The sequence below is a fragment of the Streptomyces sp. NBC_00212 genome, assembly GCF_045206365.1.
GTDB lineage: Bacteria > Actinomycetota > Actinomycetes > Streptomycetales > Streptomycetaceae > Streptomyces.
Genome location: NZ_CP108115.1, coordinates 8,121,587 through 8,143,956, shown reverse-complemented (window position 1 = coordinate 8,143,956; position 22,370 = coordinate 8,121,587). Strand labels below are relative to the sequence as shown.

General features: G+C 70.9%; 25 protein-coding genes and 1 riboswitch. Of the genes, 8 read left to right on the top strand and 17 right to left on the bottom strand.

What is annotated here, in order from left to right; all coding sequences use genetic code 11:
- Positions 1-37 precede the first annotated feature (37 nt).
- The 3 genes from OHA17_RS37260 (at position 38) to OHA17_RS37250 (ending at position 6,086) form a co-directional block, all read left to right on the top strand.
- Positions 38-2,134, top strand: a complete 2,097-nt coding sequence (locus OHA17_RS37260) for a glycoside hydrolase (protein ID WP_406510189.1) — start codon at positions 38-40, stop codon at positions 2,132-2,134.
- A 194-nt stretch (positions 2,135-2,328) separates the two neighbouring features.
- Positions 2,329-4,410 carry a hypothetical protein gene (locus OHA17_RS37255; protein ID WP_406510188.1) on the top strand — a complete coding sequence of 694 codons (2,082 nt, stop codon included), beginning with the start codon at positions 2,329-2,331 and terminating at the stop codon, positions 4,408-4,410.
- Between the two features lie 80 nt (positions 4,411-4,490).
- Positions 4,491-6,086, top strand: a complete 1,596-nt coding sequence (locus OHA17_RS37250; RefSeq protein WP_406510187.1) for a molybdopterin-dependent oxidoreductase — start codon at positions 4,491-4,493, stop codon at positions 6,084-6,086.
- Positions 6,087-6,114: 28 nt separating this feature from the next.
- Here the strand turns inward: OHA17_RS37250 and OHA17_RS37245 are convergent, their stop codons facing one another.
- The 4 genes from OHA17_RS37245 to OHA17_RS37230 form a co-directional block, all read right to left on the bottom strand.
- The gene (locus tag OHA17_RS37245) at positions 6,115-7,716 is read right to left on the bottom strand and encodes an adenosine deaminase (protein ID WP_406510186.1); all 1,602 of its coding nucleotides are present in this window, start codon (positions 7,714-7,716) and stop codon (positions 6,115-6,117) included.
- 123 nt (positions 7,717-7,839) lie between these two features.
- A complete protein-coding gene (locus OHA17_RS37240; RefSeq protein WP_406510185.1) occupies positions 7,840-8,412 on the bottom strand; it encodes a ScbR family autoregulator-binding transcription factor in 573 nt (190 codons plus the stop codon).
- 44 nt (positions 8,413-8,456) lie between these two features.
- Positions 8,457-9,116 carry a response regulator gene (locus tag OHA17_RS37235; protein ID WP_406510184.1) on the bottom strand — a complete coding sequence of 220 codons (660 nt, stop codon included), beginning with the start codon at positions 9,114-9,116 and terminating at the stop codon, positions 8,457-8,459.
- On the bottom strand, positions 9,113-10,072 hold the full coding sequence (locus tag OHA17_RS37230) for a histidine kinase (protein WP_406510183.1): 960 nt from the start codon (positions 10,070-10,072) through the stop codon (positions 9,113-9,115). The genes OHA17_RS37235 and OHA17_RS37230 overlap by 4 nt, the downstream gene beginning before the upstream one ends.
- A 432-nt stretch (positions 10,073-10,504) precedes the next feature.
- On the opposite strand from OHA17_RS37230, the gene OHA17_RS37225 reads away from it, so the two are divergent.
- Together OHA17_RS37225 and OHA17_RS37220 are read left to right on the top strand one after the other, a co-directional pair.
- Positions 10,505-11,335, top strand: coding sequence for an ETX/MTX2 family pore-forming toxin (locus OHA17_RS37225; protein ID WP_406510182.1), 831 nt, complete (start codon positions 10,505-10,507; stop codon positions 11,333-11,335).
- A 100-nt stretch (positions 11,336-11,435) separates the two neighbouring features.
- On the top strand, positions 11,436-12,146 hold the full coding sequence (locus OHA17_RS37220) for an HAD family hydrolase (protein ID WP_406510181.1): 711 nt from the start codon (positions 11,436-11,438) through the stop codon (positions 12,144-12,146).
- Between the two features lie 19 nt (positions 12,147-12,165).
- Here the strand turns inward: OHA17_RS37220 and OHA17_RS37215 are convergent, their stop codons facing one another.
- The 5 genes from OHA17_RS37215 to OHA17_RS37195 all read right to left on the bottom strand — a co-directional run bounded on the left by OHA17_RS37215 (position 12,166) and on the right by OHA17_RS37195 (position 15,677).
- A complete protein-coding gene (locus tag OHA17_RS37215; protein WP_406510180.1) occupies positions 12,166-12,615 on the bottom strand; it encodes a nucleoside deaminase in 450 nt (149 codons plus the stop codon).
- Positions 12,616-12,655: 40 nt separating this feature from the next.
- Entirely contained in the window at positions 12,656-13,231 is a 576-nt protein-coding gene (locus OHA17_RS37210) for a dihydrofolate reductase family protein (protein WP_406510179.1), read from the bottom strand.
- A 92-nt stretch (positions 13,232-13,323) separates the two neighbouring features.
- Positions 13,324-13,755 (bottom strand): anti-sigma factor antagonist, encoded by a 432-nt coding sequence (locus tag OHA17_RS37205; RefSeq protein ID WP_406510178.1) that lies wholly within the window; start codon positions 13,753-13,755, stop codon positions 13,324-13,326.
- A gap of 323 nt (positions 13,756-14,078) precedes the next feature.
- A complete protein-coding gene (locus tag OHA17_RS37200; RefSeq protein WP_406510177.1) occupies positions 14,079-14,846 on the bottom strand; it encodes a transglycosylase SLT domain-containing protein in 768 nt (255 codons plus the stop codon).
- 4 nt (positions 14,847-14,850) lie between these two features.
- Positions 14,851-15,033: riboswitch (cyclic di-AMP (ydaO/yuaA leader) on the bottom strand.
- A gap of 395 nt (positions 15,034-15,428) precedes the next feature.
- Positions 15,429-15,677, bottom strand: a complete 249-nt coding sequence (locus tag OHA17_RS37195; protein ID WP_406510176.1) for a hypothetical protein — start codon at positions 15,675-15,677, stop codon at positions 15,429-15,431.
- Positions 15,678-15,726: 49 nt separating this feature from the next.
- Between OHA17_RS37195 and OHA17_RS37190 the strand changes: the two genes are divergently transcribed.
- The 3 genes from OHA17_RS37190 to OHA17_RS37180 all read left to right on the top strand — a co-directional run bounded on the left by OHA17_RS37190 (position 15,727) and on the right by OHA17_RS37180 (position 16,974).
- Positions 15,727-16,083 (top strand): hypothetical protein, encoded by a 357-nt coding sequence (locus OHA17_RS37190; protein WP_406510175.1) that lies wholly within the window; start codon positions 15,727-15,729, stop codon positions 16,081-16,083.
- Between the two features lie 110 nt (positions 16,084-16,193).
- Positions 16,194-16,817: an RraA family protein gene (locus tag OHA17_RS37185; protein ID WP_398877044.1), complete on the top strand. Its 624-nt coding sequence runs from the start codon at positions 16,194-16,196 to the stop codon at positions 16,815-16,817.
- A 34-nt stretch (positions 16,818-16,851) separates the two neighbouring features.
- Entirely contained in the window at positions 16,852-16,974 is a 123-nt protein-coding gene (locus OHA17_RS37180) for a hypothetical protein (RefSeq protein WP_406510174.1), read from the top strand.
- A gap of 33 nt (positions 16,975-17,007) precedes the next feature.
- Here OHA17_RS37180 and OHA17_RS37175 read toward each other — a convergent pair whose 3' ends face one another.
- From OHA17_RS37175 to OHA17_RS37140, 8 genes are all read right to left on the bottom strand, one after another.
- The gene (locus OHA17_RS37175; RefSeq protein ID WP_406510173.1) at positions 17,008-17,715 is read right to left on the bottom strand and encodes a hypothetical protein; all 708 of its coding nucleotides are present in this window, start codon (positions 17,713-17,715) and stop codon (positions 17,008-17,010) included.
- A gap of 70 nt (positions 17,716-17,785) precedes the next feature.
- The gene (locus tag OHA17_RS37170) at positions 17,786-18,403 is read right to left on the bottom strand and encodes a phosphatase PAP2 family protein (RefSeq protein WP_406510172.1); all 618 of its coding nucleotides are present in this window, start codon (positions 18,401-18,403) and stop codon (positions 17,786-17,788) included.
- Positions 18,404-18,591: 188 nt separating this feature from the next.
- Complete coding sequence (gene crcB, locus OHA17_RS37165; RefSeq protein WP_406510171.1) at positions 18,592-18,966, bottom strand: fluoride efflux transporter CrcB; 375 nt, start codon at positions 18,964-18,966, stop codon at positions 18,592-18,594.
- Positions 18,963-19,310, bottom strand: coding sequence for a DUF190 domain-containing protein (locus OHA17_RS37160; RefSeq protein WP_406510170.1), 348 nt, complete (start codon positions 19,308-19,310; stop codon positions 18,963-18,965). The genes crcB (OHA17_RS37165) and OHA17_RS37160 overlap by 4 nt, the downstream gene beginning before the upstream one ends.
- Positions 19,307-19,798, bottom strand: coding sequence for a fluoride efflux transporter CrcB (crcB, locus tag OHA17_RS37155; protein WP_406510169.1), 492 nt, complete (start codon positions 19,796-19,798; stop codon positions 19,307-19,309). Before crcB (OHA17_RS37155) ends, OHA17_RS37160 begins: the two co-directional genes overlap by 4 nt.
- Before the next feature lie 191 nt (positions 19,799-19,989).
- Positions 19,990-20,472, bottom strand: coding sequence for a universal stress protein (locus OHA17_RS37150; RefSeq protein ID WP_406510168.1), 483 nt, complete (start codon positions 20,470-20,472; stop codon positions 19,990-19,992).
- Positions 20,473-20,481: 9 nt separating this feature from the next.
- Positions 20,482-21,765, bottom strand: a complete 1,284-nt coding sequence (locus OHA17_RS37145; RefSeq protein ID WP_406510167.1) for an SLC13 family permease — start codon at positions 21,763-21,765, stop codon at positions 20,482-20,484.
- 124 nt (positions 21,766-21,889) lie between these two features.
- Positions 21,890-22,360 (bottom strand): hypothetical protein, encoded by a 471-nt coding sequence (locus OHA17_RS37140; protein ID WP_406510166.1) that lies wholly within the window; start codon positions 22,358-22,360, stop codon positions 21,890-21,892.
- Positions 22,361-22,370 lie beyond the last annotated feature (10 nt).

Sequence of the window (22,370 nt, the reverse complement as noted above, 5' to 3'; positions counted from 1 at the left end):
AAGAAACCCTCTTACAACTCTTCGTTATCCATGCGCCATGGACATCAGCACGGGGAAGTCATCCATCGCGCGCCCGGCCCGCCGAACCGGCCGGCGCACCCTTCTCGTTCTCGCCGTCGCCACCGCTCTGGCGGCCGGCCTGACCCCGGCCGCCACCGCCGGGCCCACCCATGGGGCCGGGGTACGCATCCACGCCGGCCGGGTGGAACTGCCCGTCGCCGGAGGCACGGCCACCATCGACCCCACGACCCTGGCGATCGACGCCCGCACCGACGACGGGCGCACCCTGCGCGTGTCGGCCCCGGCCGCCGACGCGCCGGGCAGGCCCGGCCATGTGACCACATCGGGCAAGGGCGCCCACTGGTCGTATCCCGGCCGGGGCCTGACCGCCGAGGCACATGTCGAGCAGGGCAGGCTGCTCGTCACCATCACCTCCGACCGCGACGGGACCCTGGCCTGGCCGGTCACGGGCACCGACAAGGCCGCCTCCGCCCTCCAACTCCCGCGCGGCGAGGGCCTGTCACTGCCCGTCGCCGACGCCTTCTGGAACTCGCCGCGTGCCCAACTCGTGGGCTCCGAGGAGGACATGGCGTCCCAGCTCACCCTGCCCGTCTGGGGCTACACCCTCGGCGCCGGCCGAGGCGTCAGCTACCTCTCCCCCACCGACATCGGCACGTCACTCGCGTACGCCTCCCAGGGTGGGCGCCTGCGCACCACGGCCAAGCACGCCTTCTCCGGCGGCAACGCGACCCGCGACTACACCGTCGCCTTCAGCCTCACCGACGGCTCCCCGGTCGCGCCCGCCGTCGACTACCGGCACTGGCTCGCCGACCACGGCGAGCTCGGCAGTCTGAGCGAGAAGATCCGGAAGAACCCGGAGACGGGCAGGCTCCTGGGCGCGTTCCACGCCTACGCCTGGGGCGGCAGCCGCAAGGCGGCCGGCATCGAGAAGCTCAACTCCCTCGGCGTTTCCCGGCTTTGGCTCGGTTACGACGCCGACGAATCGCCCATGACGACGGCGGACGTCACCGCGGCGCAGAAGGCCGGGTACCTGGTCGGGCCGTACGACTCGTTCGCCAACGGGCGCGACAAGGGCCCCGACACTCCCCCGAACTCGGCCTGGCCCGACAACGTCTACCCGTCGTTCTGCGTGCGCCGGGCCGACGGCACGCCGCAGCCCGGCTTCCACAAGCAGGGCTGCTACCTCAGCTCGCAGGCCTTCGAGCAGGCCGAGCCGCAGCGGCACTACCTCGCCGATCGCACGCGCTCGCTGGTCGCCAATGGCGCGGCCAGTTACTTCCTGGACGTGGACGCGGCAGGCGAGCTCTTCCGTGACCACGACGCCGCGCACCCGATGACCATGGCTCAGGACCGGGCCAACCGGCTCGCCCGGATGCGGCGCCTGACCGACGGCACCGCGCAGCAGGCCCCGCTCGTGCTCGGCTCGGAGGCCGCCGGGTCCTGGGCCAACCAGGTCCTCGCCTTCGACCACGGCTCGGGCACCCCGGCCGACGGCCGGCTGTGGCCGATGGAGACGGGCCACTTCGACAGCACGCAGGATCAGCCCAAGGACGACCCGGCCTGGGGCGGCTACACTCCCGCGGCGGCCCCCGACACGTTCTTCAAGCCGGTGCGGGTGAGCGACTTCAAGCCGGAGCACCGGGCCGCGGTGGCCGACGCCCTCAAGGCGATGTACGACCCGGCCTATCGCGTGCCGTTGTACGAGACCGCGCTGCACGGCTCGCTGATCAACGTGGAGCGCTGGGAACTGTCCTTCGGCAAGCTTCCTGACCAGAAGGTGACGCGGGCGCTGCTCGCGATGCTCTACAACACCCCGCTGAACTTCGTGCTCAGCGACAAGGACAAGCGCTACGACCAGAACCTGCGCGAACTGGCCGCGCTCCAGAAGTACTTCGCTCCGCTCCACCAGGCGGCGGGGACCAAGGAGTTGACGTCCTTCGACTGGCTGACCGCCGACCGCACCGTGCAGCGGACCGTCTTCGGTAACGGCACGCTCACCGTCACGGCCAACTTCGGCGCCACCGCCCACGACGGGCTCCCGGGCGGCTGCGTGGACGCGACCCTCAAGGGCGGCAAGCCGCAGCGGCTGTGCCCGGCGAAGGTGGTGTCGTAGCGCCCTGCCCGCACTCCATCGCCGCGCTGGCCGAAAGGGCGCTCTGGCCGATCCCGCCACGTGGCGACAGGATGCCTCGCCCGAGCCGGAACCGTATCGGTGTGGTCGATGGGAGAGATCCGGGCATGGAATCGAAACGAAGACTGAGCAGGCGCAGCGTGTTACGGACGGGGCTCGGCGCCGGAGGACTGGCGGTGGCATCACAGCTGCTGCCCTTCCTCCCCGGCGGCGGGCCCCGCCCGGCCTGGGCCGATGCGCCTGACGCCGGCCGGGTCGCCGGGGCCGCCTTCCCCGACTGGGCCAGATACGCCCGGCTCGCGGACGGCACCTTCGACGACGACGCCGATCCCCAGCGCGACATGCTGCCCGTCATCAGCGCGCTGAAGGCGCAGAACGTCAGCGTGATCGAGCTCGACACCGTCCTGTCGAACTGGCTGACCGACCAGCAGTTCACCGCGCACATGGCGAAGGTGAAGAGCTTCGCGGACCTTGCCCACACGGCCGGGATGCGCGTGGTCATGTACTACCCCTCGCTCGAACTGATCAGCCCGGGCGGCGAGAAGGGGCCCTCCTTCTACAAGAACGGCAGCGGCAAGGACTGGGTGCAGCGCGGGCTCGACGGGCAGCCCAACGTGTTCTACGGCGGCCTGGTCGTCTGGGTGGACCCGGGTGACGAGAGCTGCTGGCTGAGCCCCAACTCCCCTTGGCGCGACTACTACTTGGCGCGCATCCGAGCTCTCGCGGCGACGGGTGTCGACGCGATCTGGCCGGACGTTCCCATCTACTTCGACGGCGCGATGAGCTGGTGCGACGCCTCCTCGTGGGCGGCGGCCGCGTTCAAGGCGGACACCGGCCTCGAACTGCCCCGCACGGCCGACTTCGCCAACCCGGGCTTTCGCCGCTACGTCGAGTGGCGCCACCGCAACCTGTCGCAGTTCCAGCTGGACATCGCCGCGGCGGGCCGCTCCGTCAACCCCGACCTGGTCACGTTCGTCGAGACGGTGACGATGGACTACCAGTACGCCTCCCTCATCGGCCTGGACGGCGCGCAACTGCGCCGGGCGGAGGGCGTCAGCCAGGTGTGGGAGGTGGACATCCTCGGCAACTACGACGGGATGCGCCACGCCACGGCGAGCGACTGGACCTGCCTGATCTCGATGTACAAGTACGCGCGGGCCGCCAGCGGAACGAAGCCCGCCTGGGCCTTCTCGTACGGCTGGAAGGCCGACGACGCGTCGTTGGTGATGGCCGAGTTGCTCGCGGCGGGCTGCAACCCGTACGAGGTGAAGAGCCCGTTCAAGGACCAGAGCACCGACATCGCGATGCGCACGCGCATGTTCGGGTTCGTGGCAGCGCATCAGGAGCAACTGTTCGACGCCGCCTCCGGAGCGACGGTGGGCGTGTACCACTCCTCCGCCAGCCGCGACTTCGTCAGTCCCGTGCAGGGCAGTGGCATGTACGTCAACACCAAGCCGCCCGCCGGGGTCACGGACTGGTGGAGCTTCGAGAGCTCCGACGAGAGCTGCACCCAGCAGAAGTGGCTGGGCGAGTTCCGGGGCACGGTCAAGGCGCTGGTGTACGCGCACGTTCCGTTCGACACCGTGCCCAGCCCCGGACTCGACATCGCTGACCTGGCGCGATACCGCGTCCTGTATCTGCCCAACCTCCAAGCGGTTTCGGATCCCGAGGCCGATGTCCTTCGCTCGTTCGTGGGCGGCGGCGGCACGGTCGTCATCACCGGCTCCGCGCCCACCGCCCTCGACGCGTTCGGCACGGCGAGGACCGAGTACGCGCTCGCCGATGTGCTCGGCTTCCGCAGGGCCGACCCGGTGCCAGCGAGCAGCCGCCATGCCTTCGGGGCGGGCACGTGCTGGTACTTCAAGGACCTGCCCGGCCTCTCGTATCTGTCGCGCACGGACGGGCCGAGCGCCGACCGGCTCCTCGAACCCGTACGCACCGCCGCGCCGCCCGCCGTCTCGCTCACCGGTGACCACCGGATCCACCTGGAACTGAGCCACCTCGGCGACGACACCGTCGTCCAACTGGTCAACTTCACCGCCTTCGGCGAGAGCCCGGCTCCGTTCAGGACCGTCCCGGCCGCCTGCACGGTCTCGCTGGAGGTCCCGGCGGGCAGGCAGGTGACGGCCGCCGCGGTCAGCTCGCCGGACGGTGCCTCGCCCGCCCCGGTGCCGGTCCCCTGGAAGGTCGGCGGCACCACGGTGACGGTGGATCTGACGGTGATTCAGTACTCGCTGCTGACCGTCACCATGCGCTGAGGGTCCATCAGGGGGAATCGCGGCCGTCCGTGTGACCGCACGGCCCGTGCGTGGACAATCCGATGCCGCCGCGGTATCGAATGCGGAGTGTGACGACGAAACTGAGCGGGCGGACCCGTACCTCACTCGGCGCCCTGTGCGGGCTCCTCGCGGGCTGTGCGGCGCTGGCGGTGGCCGAGTTGGTGTCGGCCGCCGTCCGGCCGGAGGCCGGGCCGGTGACCGCCGTCGGCGGGGCGGCCATCGACCGGACGCCGGTGACGCTCAAGGACTGGGCGATCCGTCACTTCGGGACGAACGACAAGCTCGTCCTCCAGATCGGCATCCTCGCCGTGCTCGCGGTCCTCGCCCTGTTCCTCGGGGTCCTTGCCCTGCGCCACAGGCGGGCCGGGGCCGCCGGGGTCCTCGCGTTCGGGGTCGTGGGGGCGCTGGCCGCCACCGGGCGCCCCGACTCGCACAGCGCGGTGGACGCGCTGCCGTCCGTGTTCGGCGCGGTCGCGGGCTCCGTGCTCCTGTACTGGCTCGTCGGGCGCCTGCCCGGCGTACGACCGGGCACACGGAGGGTCGCCGGGGACGAGGGCTGGGACCGGCGCGCGTTCGTCGTCGCGGCGACCGCGGCGGCTGCCGCGTCCGCCGCCGCGGGGGTGCTCGGCCGCGTACTGAACTCAAGCGGTGAGAGAGCGGACGCCTCCCGCGCCAAGGTCGTCCTGCCGCGCCCGGCCTCACCCGCCGCCCCCGTCCCGAAGGCCGCCTACCTCCAACTCCCGGGTCTGAGCCCGCTGTTCACCCCGAACTCCGACTTCTACCGGGTCGACACGGCCCTCATCGTCCCGAAGGTGGACGCCACCACCTGGCGGCTGAAGATCCACGGCGAGGGGGTCACGACCCCTCGCACGGTCACCTTCGACGACCTCGTCCAGGGCCGGGCGGGCGAGCTGATCGAGCGGGACATCACGTTGGCGTGCGTGTCCAACGAGGTGGGCGGCCCCTATGTGGGCAACGCCCGCTGGATCGGCGTACGCCTCGCCGACCTCCTCAAGGAGTGCGGCGTGCGCCCGCCCTCGCGCGGCGGGCCCGCCGATCAGCTGGTGGCCCGGTCGGTGGACGGGGTGACGATCGGCAGCCCGGTCGAGGCGGTCCTCGACGGCCGGGACGCGATGCTCGCCATCGGCATGAACGGCCGGCCCCTGCCCTTCGCGCACGGCTTTCCGGTACGGATGGTGGTGCCCGGCCTGTACGGCTACGTGTCCGCGTGCAAGTGGATCGAGGACATCGAGCTGACCACGTTCGCCGCGTACGACGCGTACTGGGTGCAGCGGTCCTGGTCGCAGCAGGCCCCGGTCAAGACGCAGTCCCGCATCGACACCCCCAGGACGCCCGCCCGGCTCGAACGGGGCACGGTCATGGTCGCGGGGGTGGCCTGGGCGCAGCACCGGGGCATCGAGCGCGTCGAGGTGCGCGTCGACGACGGGCCCTGGCAGCGGGCGGACCTGGCGGCCCAGGACAGCGTCGACACCTGGCGCCTGTGGTCCTTCCCCTGGCAGGCCACCGCCGTCGGCAACCACACCCTGACCGTACGGGCCACCGACGGCACGGGCGCGACCCAGACCGAGGAGCGCACCCCGACCGTCCCGAACGGGGCGACGGGCTGGCACTCGGTCGGGGTCACCGTCGCCTGAGCCGATGGCGCACGGGCCGCGTGCCGGCTCAGCGGTGGGCGTACCGCTTCAGGAAGTTCGCCCAGTCCGCTTCGAGGTTCCACTGGAGCGACGCCTTGGGGCTGGTGGCGAGGAAGGTGCGGCAGGCGGCGCTCGGCAGCCGGTGCGCGTCGGGCGTGTCGTTGGTGCACGGGGCGGCGAACGCGCCGTAGCTGTCCTGCTCCTTCCACAGGTTCCGGCCCTCGATGAAGCCGTGGTCGAGCGAGGCACGCGCGAGGGTGCGCAGCTGCGTGACGGTCAACTGCTGGTCGGTGACGGCCTGTTGGAAGACCGCGGTCAGGTCACTGCGGCTGACGCCCGGGTCGTCGGTGGCCAGGGCGACCGGGACGCCCGCGTCGAGGTAGCTGCGCAGCGGGTGCCGGTCGCCGCTGACGCGGAGGATCTGGGCGTTGCTGATGAGGGGTGCCTCGACGAGGACGTGCTGCCTCCGCATCCGCGCGGCCAGCGCTTCGGGGTCCTTCTCGCCGGCGAAGTCGACGCCGTGGCCGATCCGGTCGGCGCCGGCCACGGCGACGGCCTCGTTGATGTGGAAGGTCAGGTCGCGACCGCCGACCCCGTTGAGACCTTCGACGAGTTCGCCGGCGTGCAGGCTGACCCGCACCTTCGGGGCGAGGGACTTGAGGAAGCCGACCATCTTCATGTGCAGGGTGTAGTCCCGCAGCGCGACGGGCGCGTCCTCCGGCTGCACCATGTTCACGCCGACGACTGAGCCGAGGTGTCGGCGTACGAGCTCGAAGCCGAGGATCTGCTGGGCGAACACATGGCGGGGGTCCTGGGCGCGCAGCACCTGGTAGTCGAAGCGGATCGCGACCCGGCAGGCCTCCGGGGCGGTCCCGGTGTCGCAGCCGAGCTCCTTGCGGTAGTCGCGGACGCTGCGGTCGGTGTCGTCCGCCGCCTGCCGGACCAGGGCCTCGAACCGCGGGTTCGCCGTCAGCGCGGCATGGAACCGCGCGAAGTCGTCGGGGCCGGGATCCTTGGGGAGGATGCGGTCGACGAGCTGGTTCAGCGGGCCGGCCTGCGGCGTGGTCAGCGTCTCCAGGTAGCTGCTGTGTTCCTTGGCGGCGGCACGGGCCACTTCGGCGAGCATGTCCGCATCGTGACCGTTCTCGGCCTCGTCGAACTTCCCGAACGTGTCGAAGAAGTGGTCGTGTCCGGGCTGTGGGTCACCGTCGCGTGGCAGCACGAACCCCTGCATCGACCACGCCTCGATCACCTGCTGCCGGAACGCGCCCGGAGCCACGGCGTCCCGTGCCGGGCGCTGTCCGGGCGCGCAGGGCCGGGGCCCGGGTGTGACGACGTGGCTCGTGGTGTCGATGCACTTGCCGTCCCGCGCCGCGTACCCGATCAGCGACTCCGGGCGCACCGCGCCGCCCAGGTGGTGATGCAGATCCGCGCCCTTGGGCAGCTCCGTCAGGAAGCGCCTGAGCTCGCTCGGGGAGTCCGCTATTCGCCCCAAGTAGGCCTGGACGCGCGCCTGTTCACGGACGCCCGGGCCGGGTGGGACGGCGGCCGCGGGCAGCACCCCCGCGGCCACTCCCAGTGCCGTGAGACCGGCCAGGACCGGCCACCGGGTTCCGTGCCTCTTGCGCATGTTCCGTTCCTCTCGTCGTTCCTGGCGCTCCGCGCCGCATCCGTCGGCAGCGGCCGTTGGCCCCTCCCCGCCCAAGAGTCCCAGCGGGCCCCGGACGACCCACCCGAACCGGTCAACCTGGGCCTACGGCGTCCGAGGCAGCACCAGCCGCCAGAAGGTGCTCAGGAGCGGGGGCGCCGCCCAGGCGGGGTCCCGGCGCGCGAGCAACTCGAAGCCGGTGGTGGCGGCGACGATCAGGTCCGCCATGTCGCTCCGCTCGACGGGCTCGTTCCGGAAGTCCTGGTCGGATGCCTCAGCGAGCAGGCGCCGCACGAAGTCCCGCCATTCGCGGCGCAGATCGAGGCCGCCTTCCCGCGCTCCCTCACCACTCAGCTTCAGGCCCGCGCGGGACACGACGTCGCGGCGCAGCTGGTCGGCGAGTGCGTACGAGGTGTCGGTGAGCCTCTGCAGGGCGTTCGTGCCGGGTCGTTGCGCGTTCTGGGCCACCCGGCGCAGCCGCACCGCCGCCGCCATCTCGACGCTCGTCGCCACCTCGGCCTTGTTCGCGAAGTGGAAGTGGAGCGCTCCCACACTGACACCGGCGCCGGCGCTGATGTCCGCGAGCGTCGCCGGTACGTATCCGTGCCGCTCGAAGGCTTCGGCCGCGGAATAGATGAGTGCCTGGCGGGTGCGTACGGCACGGTCTTGTGTGGCCACCGGTGGCTCCTGGTGCAAAGGGTGTTCAACGTGCGGGAGTCGGGCTAGGGCTCTATGAGCCCGGCTCTTATGGCGTATCGGGTCAGTTCGAGGCGGTCGCGGAGACCGAGCTTCTGCAGGAGGTTGGCGCGGTGGCGCTCCACGGTCTTGCTGCTGATGACGAGGAGCTCGCCGATGTCCTTCGACGAGTACCCCTCGGCCACGAGCTTGAGGATCTCCTCCTCCCGCTCGGTGATCGCCCGGTCGGGCAGCGGCCGTCCTTGGCGCAGGCGTTCCAGGTACTCGCGGATCAGTGTGTTCTCGGCCCCGGGGTACAGGAACGGCTCGTCGCGCACGGCGGCCCGGCAGGCCAGGACCAGGTCGCGGTCGGCGACCGTCTTGAGGACGTAGCCGCAGGCCCCGGCCTTGAGGGCTTCGAAGAAGTACTGCTCGTTGTGATACATCGTCAGAATCAGGATGCGCAGGTCCGGTTGGAGCCGGGACAGTTCGCGCGCGGCCTGGAGTCCGGTCTGGCGGGGCATCGCGATGTCGAGAATGGCGAGGTCGACGGGTATGTCGCGGGCCAGGCGGACGGCTTCGGCTCCGTTGTCGGCCTCGGCGACCACGGTGAGGTCCGGCTCGCTGTCGAGGATGAGCCGTACGCCTCGGCGTACCAGGGCGTGGTCGTCGGCGAGCAGGATGCGGGTCCGGTCCGGTGTCGTCATGCGGCGCTCCCTGCCATGGTGGCGACGGCCAGGCGGACTTCGGTGCCGCCGCACGGTCCGGAGCCGAACGACAGCTCCGCGCCCGTCAGCAGCGCGCGTTCGCGCATGCCGCGCATGCCGTTGCCCTCCGGGGCCCGCCCGGTGCCGGTCCCGTTGTCCCTGATGCGCAGCTCGACCATCCCGGCACGGCCACCGCGCAGTCGTATCTCCGCCTGGGTCGCCGCCGAGTGGCGCGCCATATTGGTGAGGGCTTCCTGGGCGATCCGGTAGAGGACGAGCTCGCTGTCGGGATCCAGGGGTGGCAGGCCCCGGTCGATGCGGTGACGTACGGCGAGGCCCGGCACGGTGAATTCGGCGGCCAGGGCGCGCAGGGCGCTGGCGAGGCCGAGCTCTTCGAGCAGGCCGGGGCGCAGGCGCCGCGCGATGCGGCGGATCTCGTCCAGGCCGGCGCGGGTGGTCTCCTGCGCGAGGCGGAGTTCTTCACCGAGGGCGGCGGGCGCCCGGTCGGCCGCGTGCTTCAGCTGGAGCAGCACGGCGGTGAGGGTCTGGCCGACCTCGTCGTGCAACTCCCTTGCCACGCGCTGCCGTTCGGCCTCCTGGGCGCTCAGGATGCGGGCGCTGCTGATGGCTCGCTCGGATTCGAGGCGGTCGAGCATGGAGTTGAACGTCCTCGTCAGGTCGGCGACTTCCCCGGTTCCGACGACTTCCGGGCGTGCCTCGCGGCGGGTCAGATCGGCCGTAGCCATGGCCTGCGAGAGCCTCTTGAGAGGGGCGAGCCCGAAGAAGCGGACGAGGAGCGCGTTGACCACCAGCATCACGGCGACGCCGGACACCACCACCTCGGCCTCACCGAGCCGCACATGCTTCGAGACGGTGACATACGGCCCGAGCAGCAGTGCCATGGCCACGATGACCACGGCGGCGTTCAGCAGAAAGATGCGCCAGAACAGCGACATCGCCGGTCCTCTCATTGCTCCGCGAACTGCCTTCCCTCCGTGGCTCCGGGCACAATGCCGCCTACCTGGGCTGAACATGCTGGTCAGGGAAGTCTCCGTAATCGGTATGGGTCGCGTCCATACATGCTGACACCCATTTCCCCGCTCGCTCCAACGCGGGGTCAGGACCAAAGTCCCTATGCGGAACGGCTGCCAGTGGATTGCATGGCGTACCAAGGAAGTTGGCTTGTTTCACCCCACACGGAACGAAGGGCTCCCCCGCTGATGAGTCATGTATCCAGACGGCGCCTGCTCGCGCTGGCTCCCGCTGTCGGAGTGGCGACGGCCATTCCCGTATCGCTCACAACAGCGGCGCATGCCGCACCTCGTCAGGGCAGCGCGAAAACATCGGCGCGGCCCCTCCAGGAGATTACGGACGCGTGGGGGCGGTGGATGGCCCGCGAACGGTTCCCGGCGTCGAACGGCTGCCGCTTCACCGCGTCCACCGATTACGCGAAGCAGAGCTTCCTCAACGACTACCACCGGCATCAGGTCGGCGCGAAGTACCGGGACATCATCTACGACGCGAATGCGCCATCTCCTGTTCCGGGACAGGTCAGTTCGGTGGCCACCAACTACCGCAATGGAACCGCGGTGGAGCAGACCGTCACCTACAAGCAGAGCAAGACGACCGAGCAGGATCTGCGGATCTCGGTCACCGAATCGCTGAAGATCGGCGTGAGCGTGGAGGTGTCGGCGGAGATTCCGGCGGTCGCCAAGGTCAGTGAGACGACGTCGATCGAGGCGAGCCTGTCCTCGACGCAGGAGTTCACGCACAAGGAGACGCAGACCTGGAGCGTCGATCTCCCGCTGCGGATACCGCCCAAGTCGGTGGTCGAGGCGACGCTGGTGGTCGGGACGCAGAAGTACGACATCGACTGGACGGCGACGGTCACGCTGCGGGGCAACGTCGCGATCTGGTTCAACGAAAAGGTCGACCTCAACCAGGACGGAGATCGCCACTGGCTGTGGTTCGTGCCGATCGAGCAGGTGTTCCGGGACTGCCGGCAGCACCAGATCATCGACACACCTGGATACGAGGTCATCGCGGACGGCGTGAATGCGTTCGCCAGTGGCACGTTCAGCGGGGGCCAGGGCGTGTCGCTGAACGTGAATGCCGACCAGAAACCGCTCGACTCCCGCCAACGCCGCAGCGTGGATTCCCGCACGATCCCGATCCCGCTCGCCCCGAACGGAAATCGAGTGGCCGTCTCCGGCAACTGAGACACCGGCGGGCCCGACTTGGCGACACCGCGCAGCTGCGAGCCGGCTCCATAGGACGAGTTCAATAAGGTGAGTCCGATCCCGGGAAAGGGGCGGTCTCATGGCAGAGGTGCGCGTACTGGCGCTTGATTTCGTCGGCACGCTGGCGGGTCACGGCCCGGCCCCTGACGGTCGGTTGATCGCCGAGGTTCTGCGGGACCTGCCGGGGACGGTGGTCCCCGACGACTTCCCCACCCGGTTCGACAACGCGACCCGGCGGCTGAGGGAGGCCGACCGAGCCCGGGAGGTACGCAGCACCTTCGCGACGCGCCTGCGCCGCGCCGCCCAGGACAGCGGCGCAGGCATCCCTGACCTGCGGCTCGCGACGGAAGCGGTGTTCACGGCGCTGCCCGACGCGAGGATCGACCCCGGGGCGGCAGCGGCGCTGCGGGACCTGCACAGGACCGGCCTGACGTGCGTTCTCGCCTCGAACACGGACCGCCCCGAGCGGGTCCGCCGCCAGACCCTGAAAGCGGCCGGAATCGCCGACTGCTTCGACGCGTTGGTGCTCTCCGGCACGCTGGGCATCCGCAAGCCGGATCCGCGCTTCTACGCGGCGGTGGCTACGGCTGCGGGCTGCCCGTGCGAGGACATCCTGTTCGTGGGTGACAACCCGGAGAACGATGCGGTGGGGCCGCACAAGTACGGGATGTCGGCGGTGCTTGTCACGCCGGGGCCGCGACCGGCTGGGCTGCCGGCGGGAATCTCCACGGTCAGCCATCTGAGAGAGCTGGCGGCCCACCTCAACAACCGCAGGGAGAAAGCGAGTTGAGAACTCCCTCCGTGATCGGTCACGCCCCGATGTCCTCATTCCACAATTCGGGATTCGCCGCGACGAACTCCCTCATCATGGCGACGCATTCCGGATCACCGAGCACCACGATCTCCACCCCGTGCCGGGCCAGCCATTCCTGACCGCCCCGGAACGTCTCGTCCTCCCCCACGACGACGCGCGAGATGCCGAACTGCCGTACCAGGCCGCTGCAATACCAGCACGGGGACAGCGTGGTCACCATCGTCGTTCCCCGGTACGAACGCTGCCTTCCCGCATTGCGGAACGCCGCCGTCTCCGCGTGCAGGGAAGGATCGTCCTCCTGCACCCGGAGGTTGTGTCCGCGGCCCAGCACCGCCCCGTCCGCGCCGTAGAGCGCCGCGCCGATCGGGATGCCGCCCTCCGCGAGGCCCGCTCGGGCCTCCTCGACGGCTGTCGTCAGCCATTGCCCGGCCAGTTGCCGTTCCATGTTTCCCGTCCCGCCGTCGTCCGGTGCGTGCGCGTGCCGGTTACTCCGCCGCCCGGACCCGCTCGTGGTGCAGGAGGACGACGCCGTTGCCGAAGGTGCGGGTCTCGACGAGGCGCAGCTTGTGCGTGTCGGCGTGCGAGGTCGAGAAGAGGCGCTTGCCGGTGCCGAGCAGGACCGGGTGGACGTAGAGGCGGTACTCGTCGATGAGGTCGTGGCGCCGGAACGTGGCGGCGAGATTCGCCCCGCCGATCACGAGGTCCCCGCCGGGGCGCGCCTTGAGCTCCTCGATCTCCGCCGGGACGACCTCGTGTTCGACCGTGGTGTTCCAGTCGGCCTTCTGGAGGGTCCGGGAGTACACGATCTTCGGCATCTCCCGCCAGATTCCGGCGAATTCGACCACCGGCGGGGAGGCGGAAGGGTCGGTGTCGGCGGTGGGCCAGTACTCGGCCATGAGCTCATGGGTCACGCGCCCGCTGATGAAGGCGCCCATGGGCCTGAGCTGTTCGTTGACGTACCCGTGCAGCTCGTCGTCGACCATGTGCCAGTCGATTTCGCCCTCGGGCCCCGCGAAAAAGCCGTCGAGAGAGACCGACATGGGAAGGATGATCTTTCTCATCGCAGTCACCTGCGCGACGATACGCCCGCCCTCGCCGACATTCCCGTCAAGGGCGCCCGCTCTTCTTCGTGTGTTTCAACGCCCTGCGCGCACTAGTTGTCGCCGGTGTTCGGCGCGGTCAGGGCGGCCAGGGCCGCCCCCTCGATCGTGGTCGTCGGCTTGAAGAGCGGGTCGAGGCCGCCCGCCGTCAGGATCCGCAGATGCCACGGCCGTACGCACACCACGCCGAGGTGGCCGTCGCGCGCCCGGATTCTCCGGTACGCCCGGCACAGCAGGGTGAGGGCGGCGCAGTCGAAGAAGTCGACGGGCCGCAGGTCCACGATCACGCGGGCACCGGCCGGCTGCGTGGCGGCGTCGAGGTGCAGCTGCACGCCGGGCGCGGAGGCCAGGTCGACGGTGCCCTGGACCTCGACCACCGTGAACCCCTGCATCAGGTACGTACGGGCGTTGCAGCACCGGTCCGGCAGCAGGCCCGGCGGAAGCGGAACAGGCGCCGAGACGGATGGCCGAGCGGTGGTTCCCATGGCAGCTCCCGGTCCAGAACTGTCCCCCGCGGGCGCGGAGGTACTCGGTTGTCGGGCAGTCACCGTGGTCCCGGGGTGACGCACTACCACCCTAGGAATATGGCCGCATGCAGAAACGTGCAGCCTTCGATTTGTTCACCCTGGGGGGTGAACGAAATTTGCGCCGCTCCCCGTTTGAACACCGCACACGGGGAGCGAAGCCGCTCCGGCACCCCTGCCTACCGACCTGCTGGAGTCGAAACCCCGTCGGCGGACGGCCAGTTGGGGTCGTCGGCTCGGTCGGCCGGGCGCCCTCCTCAAGCACCCGGCCCCGAGGACGGCCGTCAGTACGCCCCGAAGACGTTGTCGATCGAGCCGTACCTGTTGGCGGCGTAGTTGCACGCGGCGGTGATGTTGGCCACCGGGTCGTAGAGGTCCAGGGCCGTGCCGGGCACGTGGAAGGCGGCGAACGTGGGCTGGATGACCTGGAGGAGTCCCTTGGAGGGCGTTCCGGCCACCGCGTTGGAGTCCCAGTTGTTGATCGCGAGGGGGTTGCCCGACGACTCGCGCATGATGTTGCGGTAGATGCCGTTGTAGCTGCCCGGGATGCCGTGCTGGGCCATGATGTCCAGCGACTGCTTGATCCAGCCGTCCAGGTTGTTGGCGTACTTCGGCGCACTGGCCGTGGTCGCGGTGGTCGCCGTGGTGAGGCTCGTCGTGCGGGCCGAGCGGTCGGCACGGTCGGCCGAGGCGGCCCGGGCGGGGGCTCCCACGGTGAGCTTGAGGCCGGGCTGGATCAGGGCCGGGTTGCCGCCGATGACGCTCTGGTTGTCCTGGTACAGCTGCTTCCAGCCGCCGCTCACGTTGAGGGCGTCGGCGATCTTGGCGAGCGAGTCGCCGGCGACGACGGCGTAGCTCGTGGGGGCCGCCTTCACCGCCGTGACCGGCTTGGCCACCACGGTGGCGGCCGAGTGGACCGACGCCGGCGCGGCGGCGGCCGTGGTCGCGCCGATCACCGGAATGGCGAGTACGGCGCCGCCCGTACCGGCAGCGGCGAGGCCCCGGGAGAACGAGCTGGACTTGGGGCGGCGGTGCTTGCCCTTTGCAGGCATGGTGAATTCCTCTCCTTCGCCTGCGAGGTGAGCTGTCGGGTTCGGACGCGGAGATGTCCGGTCGCGGCGCAGGCGACTTCACCCCAGCCGTTCCGGAATCCGGATCGGCGGCTTACCTGGGTCCCCCGCTCCTGCCATACGTGTGTGGGAGGGTCCGGACGGCGGCAGGATTCGGCGTTCCATCCGGATTGACGGTGAACTTAAGCGAATAGGCCGAGTGGAAACAAGCTCAGAATTCAATGGGCGCGATCCGGGATATAGATCCACTTAAATCCACACCCGGCGACCACCCCGCCCGAGGCCCCCAACTCGCTTTCCGGCCAACCGAAATGACCCTGCCGGACCCGGGCCCCCATCACCCGGCACGTGACCCAATTCACTCGCCCGCCGAGCAACCAAACAGACCACCCACAAAAGAGGCGAGCCTCACTCAATAGCGGCCAATTCGGACATTACAAAACCCGGAGTGGCGGCGCCCCAAAATGCCCTATATTGGACAATCGGGCCCTCTCTTGTGTCCCACGCCACGCATACCGGCGACAGCACACGCCTCCCGGACGTCGTAGCCGTTTTAGATCCTGCTCACAGGCCCCTCTCCACGGTGGAGCCCGGGCGGCAGAGAGGTGGAACGGTGATCCGAGAGGGTGCGGAGTACGACGTCCTGGTGGTCGGGGGCGCGGGGGTGGACATCCGGCGGCCGTCGGCGGCCACGAGGTTCACCGCGCGCCGGGTGCCCGCCGGGGAGGTCAGCGGGGCGAAGGGGACATCGCCCTCGGCCGGCAGCTCGCGGACCTGTGAGCCGGGCCAGTCGTCGCCGACGCAGTCGATCACGCCGACCTCCAGCCCCAGTGCCCGCGCCCGAGGGCCACGTTCGCGCGGTGTGCCCGGGCCGCTCCTCGATCGGGCCGACCTGCACCAAGTCGGCGAGCGGAACCGGCAGGGAGGCGACGCGTACGACCCCGGACTGGCCGACCAGCACCGGGAGTTCGCGCTCCGCTGCGACCTCGTGTTCTTCAGCGCGGCGGCCGCGGGCGACAACACCCCCGCGCTGATGCGGGAGATCCTCCGCGAGGGCCGCGCGGACACAGTGGTCGCCACGGCCGGCGCCGAGGGCTCCTGCCTCCTCACCCGGGACGGCCGCTTCGGCGCGCTGGCGGGCACCCATGCCTGCACGGCTCCGGTGGCCACCGAGCCCATCTCGCGGAAAAGTCTGCTGGCGGCGTATCAGATCGCTTGAGATCATTCCGACGTTCGAGGTCGGGCATCCGGCGCCGAGCGCCCGGTGCCGCCAACTGGCGCCCTGAACAAGCCCTTATTACGCCGTATCAAGTCCTGTCAGGAAGAAACATGAACGCCATCAGCGAATTCAAGAACATTCCCCCGACCACGCTCGCCGACGTGCTGGGCCGCGAGCAGGTCATGGATATCGGCATTCGCCCTTTGTGGTCCCCGATGCCGCGCATCGCGGGTCCCGCATTCACCGTGCGGTGCCCCGCGGGCGACAATCTCATGCTGCACGCGGCCATCCACCGCGCGGAGCCGGGTTCTGTCATCGTCGTCGAATCGGGCGACCTGGACTACGCGCTCGCCGGCGGAAACGTGTGCGCCGTCGCCCAACGCCGGGGAATCGCGGCGTTCGTGGCCGACGGGGTCATTCGTGACCTCGCCGAGGTCCGCGAGTTGGGCTTTCCCGTGTTCGCCCGGGGTGTCATTCCCATCCCCGGAACCAAGAAGGCCGTGGCCCCGCTCAACGAGCCGGTGCGCTGCGGCGGGGTGCTGGTGAACGCCGGCGACATCGTGGTGGCCGACGAGGAGGGCATCGTGGTCACCCCCCGCGCGCGCTGGGAGCAGACGCTCCTGGACGCACAGCGCAAGTTGGCCAAGGAGGCCGGTGAATCCCTCGACGCGTGGGAGCAGACGCACCGCGCCCGCATCGACAAGGCGTTGAGCGAGGGCGGCTTCGAGGGCTGAGCGGTCTTCGGCCCAACTGCCTTCTCATCGCGGCGTGCCTGCGTGGACCGTCCAGGTGGTGTACCTCGCGGACCGCACCGTGCACACGTCCGCGGCCCGGAGCCTCGCCGTGAACGGTCAACTGGTCGTCAGCTACCGGGACTTGACCCGGCACTGATGAGCACCGATACGAGTTCTGCCCGGCTCAGTACTACTGACCCGCACCCCCGCGGGCGATCCCCACCTCGCGGACGAGTTCGAGGCCCAGGACGCGGTCCAGGTAGGCCATGGTCTCGAACTTGGCTCCCGGCGGTACGTCGTCCGCCGTCGCCAGATCGTGCAGGAGGCGCAGGACGGCCGCGGTGTCGAGCCGGTTGTCCAGGGCGGTACGGGCCGTGCTCTTGAGGTCGGCGGGGATCGGCTTCGAGGGCTGCTCGGCCCAGTCCGCCACGGCACGCCGCCAGCGGGCCATGGCGCGGCCCGCCTCGCCGACCTGCTCGGCCGTGATCGAGACCGGCTCCTCGTAGGGGTGGCTGAGCAGCAGCAGGCGTACGGCAAGGAAGTCGAGGCCCTCGAACGGGGGCAGCTGGGCTTCGCCGATCTGCAGGCAGGCGCTGCCCGCGCCTTCGTACGTCCCACTCGTGAGCTGGACGCCGGGCAGGCCGCCGAGCGCCTCCGCGATCTCCTCCGGCGCACCCTCGGCGTCGGCCGGCCGGATGCCGGCGGCAGCGGCGGCCGCTTTGTCCTGCGGGCCGGTCCATCCGATGAGCACCGCCCTGCCGCGCATTTCGACGACGCGCGCCAGCACGTCCGCGATCAGCAGCACCCGCAGTCCGATCCCGGCGGCACCGCCAGCGGGGGCATGGGCGCAGATGCGCAGCGGGCCCGGTCCGGCGAGTTCTTCCACGATTCGCAGCATGTCGCCGACCCTAGGGGTTCGGGCCCGGCCTGGACACCGGTCCGCGCCCGAGTGCGCTAGGAACGCCGCGTCACGCGAGCAGCGGCCTCAGCGCGCCGCCCCGCAGCCGCGTCACGAGCGGGGCTCCGAAGCGGCGCGCGGACCAGGTCACCGCGAACGAGACCACCCCTCCGACCACGAACGCGACCAGCACGTCATGCGGATAGTGCGCGCCGACGTACACGCGCGAGGCGCCCATCAGGAGTGCCACCAGTGCGGCGATCGCGCCCAGCTTTCGGTTGACCAGGAACAGGGCGACGGCCGCGGCCGCGGCGACTGTGGTGTGGTTGCTGGGGAACGCGTAGTCGTCCAGGGGCGGGCACTTCTCGATCAGGAAGTCGTGCGGCAGCGCGCGGCAGGGGCGGGGCTCCGTGAACACCGACTTGATCGCGTCATTGACCACGTACGCGAGTACGACCGCGATCGGCGCGGCGAGCGCCGCCGCCATCACCGAGGCGTCCTTGCGCCGGGCGAACCACCAGCCGGCCAGCATGAACACCGCGAACAGGGCGACGCCGTAACTGGTGAAGGCGGACACCGGCCCGTTCAGCCAGTGCGTGTGCCGGGCGAAGTCGGTGATGTCGCCGTACAGGCCGCCGTCGATGGACGCGCCGTCCAGGGCCTGCGTCGTGGGGGTGGAACTGGTCATGGGATGCGGTTCTCCGGTGGTTCGACGGGCAGTGCGCGCCCCGCGCCGAACGGGACGGGTTGGGGAGCAGAAGTCCGGGCAACTGCCTCGTGAGCGGAAAATGAACGTCTACAGGCTCGTAGACGTTAAACCATCGGGATCGGTTGCCTGCCCGTGCTGTCCGCCTCGGCCGACCTCGAAGGCGGGCCTCAGGCCCACCATGCCTCGGCGATCGCCACGCCCATGAAGACCGCGGCGAGCCCGGCCACCACGCTGACGACGACGTTCGCCGCGGCGTAGAACCTCGCCCCGTCCTCGGCGAGCCGCAGCGTCTCGTACGAGAACGTCGAGTACGTGGTCAGCGCTCCGCAGAGCCCGGTGCCGACGAACAGCTGCACCTGTGAGGAGGCGGCGCCCGCGGTGACCGCGCCGGTGAGCACGCCGAGGACCAGGCAGCCGACGACGTTGACGGTGAAGGTGCCCCAGGGGAAGACGCTGTCGTGCCTCTTCTGCACGGTCAGGTCGGTGAGGTACCGCAGGGGCGCGCCGATCGCCGCCCCCAGCACCACGAGCAGCCAGTTCACTTGGCGCGCTCCCGTCCGACGTATCGGACGACCTCGCAGTGGTCGAGCGCCACCAGGCCCTCGGCGACCAGCTCGTCGAGCTGCGGCAGGAAGTCCCGCACGCGCTCCTCGTCGTCCACGATGACGACGGCGACGGGCAGGTCCTCGCTCAGCGAGAGCAGCCGCTGGGTGTGGATGAGGGAGGAGGCGCCGAAGCCCTCGATGCCCCGGAACACGCTGGCACCGGCGAGGCCGGCGGCGTGCGCCCGGTGCACGATCTCGGCGTACACAGGCTTGTGGTGCCACAGGTCGCTCTCGCCGATGAGGATCGTGAGGCGCAGGGCCCGCGCGGTCGGTCCGGTCATCGCTGCCTCCACATCAGTGCGCGGCGGGTCAGCCACACCGCGCTCCACACCGTCGTGAGCGCCACGAGCAGCGTCAGCGCCAGGTAGGCGAGGCCGGTGCGCGGCTGCCCGGCGGCCACGAACTTCTGGATGTCGACGGCGTACGTCGAGAAGGTGGTGAAGCCTCCGAGTACGCCGGTCCCGAAGAAGGGGCGCACGAGCCGGTGCGCCGCCCACACATCGGTGATCACCACCATGAACACGCCGATCACGGCGCAGCCCACGCCGTTGACCAGCAGCGTCGTCCAGGGAAACGAGCCGGGCCGGGTGGTCCACATCAGTGAGGCCCCGTAGCGGGCGCAGGCGCCGATCGCTCCGCCGAGTGCCACCACCGCGACGACCGGGCCGAGGCCGCGCGTGACGTCGCGGCGTCGCGCGGGCACGGCCAGGTCGAGATCGGGATCGGTGGGCTCGGTGGCCGCCCCCGGCGGCTGGGCTCCCTTGGACATACGTCTCCTACCTGCAGGGCACCTGGACCCAGGCGCACGCGCTCGCAAGTAGGGACCGTTGGCGGCGCGGGTGCCGCGGTTCGGGTACGGCGGGCCCCACCGCCGCGCGGCGAGCACCAGGGATCACCGCTTCCCCAAGGCTAGCGCCCGGCCTCACCCGCTCGCCAACCGGTGCCGTACCGGCCGCGCGGTCAGTGGTGCGGTGGCGGCGGCAGCGTGCCGAGGCCGGGTGCCGCGTCCGGCCAGACCAGCAGGACCGGGCAGGACGCGTGGTCCACGACGAACCGGGTGGCCGGGCCGAGGCTGCGCGGGCCGAGGCGCGTGCGGTCGCCGTCGCGTGCGCAGACCAGGAGGTCGGCGCCGTCCGCGGCGCGTACGACCTGCTGCTCGGCGCGGCCGTGCAGCGTGAGGCGGCGGGCCGGGCGGCCCAGGCGTCGCTCGGCCGCGGTGAACAGGTCGTCGACGGCGGCCCGGGAGAGGTCTTCGAGGCGGGTGCCGGGATCGCGTTCGGGACGGCCGCGGCCGAGGAGCCCGGCGAACGCGCCGTGGGCGGCCTCGGACAACGCGTCGTCGGTGACGTGCAGGAGTACGAGGTCGGCGGTTTCGGCGCGCTCGCGCGCGGCGTCCACGCAGGCGGGCCAGGTGCCCTCGGTGATCCAGATGATGACGCTCATGGAATGCGCTCAGCCTCCGATCGTGTGCAGCGCCGCCCACAGCGCGGCGGTGGACGCGACCAGTGTGGCGGGAACGGTGAGGACCCCGAGGCGGGTGAAGTGGCCGAGGGCGGGCGCGTCGTCGTGTTCGTGCAGGATGCGCCGCCACAGGAGGGTGGCGAGCGACCCGACATAGGTGAGGTTGGGACCGAGGTTGACCCCGATGAGGACGGCCAGGACCGGGCCAGGACCGCCCGCCGCCGCCACCGGGAGCAGGGCGAGCACGGCGGGCAGGTTGTTGATGAGGTTGGACAGCACCGCCGCGACGGCGACGACCGCGAGCAGGGCGGGCAGCGAGTCGCCGTCGGGCAACAGGTGGCCGATGGCGGAGCCGAGCCCGTTGTCGACGACGGCCTTGACGACGATGCCGAGGCCGAGCACGAACAGGCAGAACGGGATGCCCGCCGAGGCCACCAGCTTGCGTGCGGTGGTGCGCCGCCGGGACAGGGCCCGGGCGGCGAGGACGAGTGCGCCCGCGAGCGCCGCCCAGGCGGGGCTGAGGCCCACGAACGAGGTCACGACGAACCCGCCGAGGGTGAGCCCGAGGACGACCAGGGTGAACACGGGTACCTCCGCGCTTGCCCGCTCCCGCGCCCCGCGTGCGGTGGCCGCGAGGTCGGTGCGGAAGAAGGCGCGGAAGATCGCGTACTCGACGGCGATGGCGGCCAGCCAGGGCAGTGCCATCAGCGCCGCGAACCTCGTGAAGGAGAGGCCGCTGGCGGCGAGGGCCAGCAGGTTGGTGAGGTTGGAGACGGGCAGCAGCAGGGAGGCCGAGTTCGCCAGGTGCGCGGTGGCGTACACGTGCGGGCGGGCCCGGACGCCGACCCGGGCCGCCGTCGCGAACACCACGGGGGTGAGCAGCACGACGGTCGCGTCCAGGCTGAGCACCGCGGTGATGACGGCGGCGACGGCGAAGACTCCGCCGAGCAGACGCTGGGGACTGGCCCCGCACACACGGGCCACGGCGTCTCCGGCGGCCGTGAACAGGCCCTCGTCGTCGCAGAGTTGGGCCAGCGCGAGCACTGCGGCCAGGAAGCCGACCACCGGCAGCAGGTCGCGGGTCTGCTGCCACGCCTCGGCGGGCGAGACCGCGCCGAGTGCGACCACGAGTCCGGCCGCGGGCAGTGCCGCCACCGCTTCCGGCCAGTTGCGGGGGCGTACGACGGCGAAGGCGAGCACGCCGAGCAGGAGGACGGCCGAGACGATCTCGGCGGTGACGGTACTCAGGTCGGCCTCCGGGCAGCGGGCGGTCACGGCCGCGGGCCCCGTGCCACACCGCCGCAGGCGACCCTACGTGCTGGTCACCGCACCGCATTCTCCGGCAGGGGGCGGCATGTCGGCGCCGCGGGGCCGCCGTGCCACACGCGAGCTGCCCGGGTCAGAGAGCGAGCGGTGCCGCCTCCGGAGCGGTCACCGGTTCGTCCGCCGTCCGGGCCGGGGAGCGCAAGGAGCGCAGGCAGCACCAGGCCGCGAGGGTGCCGGCCAGCACGGTGCCCGCCGCCGCGAACGTCCACACTCCCTTGACGTTGGCAAGACCGAGGCCGAGCGCGCCCATCACATACAGCCCGACGCCGCTCGCCAGGGAGTTGAACAGGCCGCCCGCGGACAGCATGGTGGCCCGGCCCCGTGCGGGCACCCGTTCGTTGAGCGCGGCTTTGAGGCCGGGCATGCAGAGCCCGCCCGCCATCACGAAGCCGATGTAGAGGGGGATGCCGACCCAGCCGGAGCCGGTGACGGCCGCGCCCGCGAGGAAGACCCCGGCCGCCACGGCGCTCATCAGCACGATGCGCCAGCGCAGTTCGGGTCGTCCGCGCGGGCCGCGGGCTCCGGTCCGTAGAACTCGTGCCACAGGTCGTTGA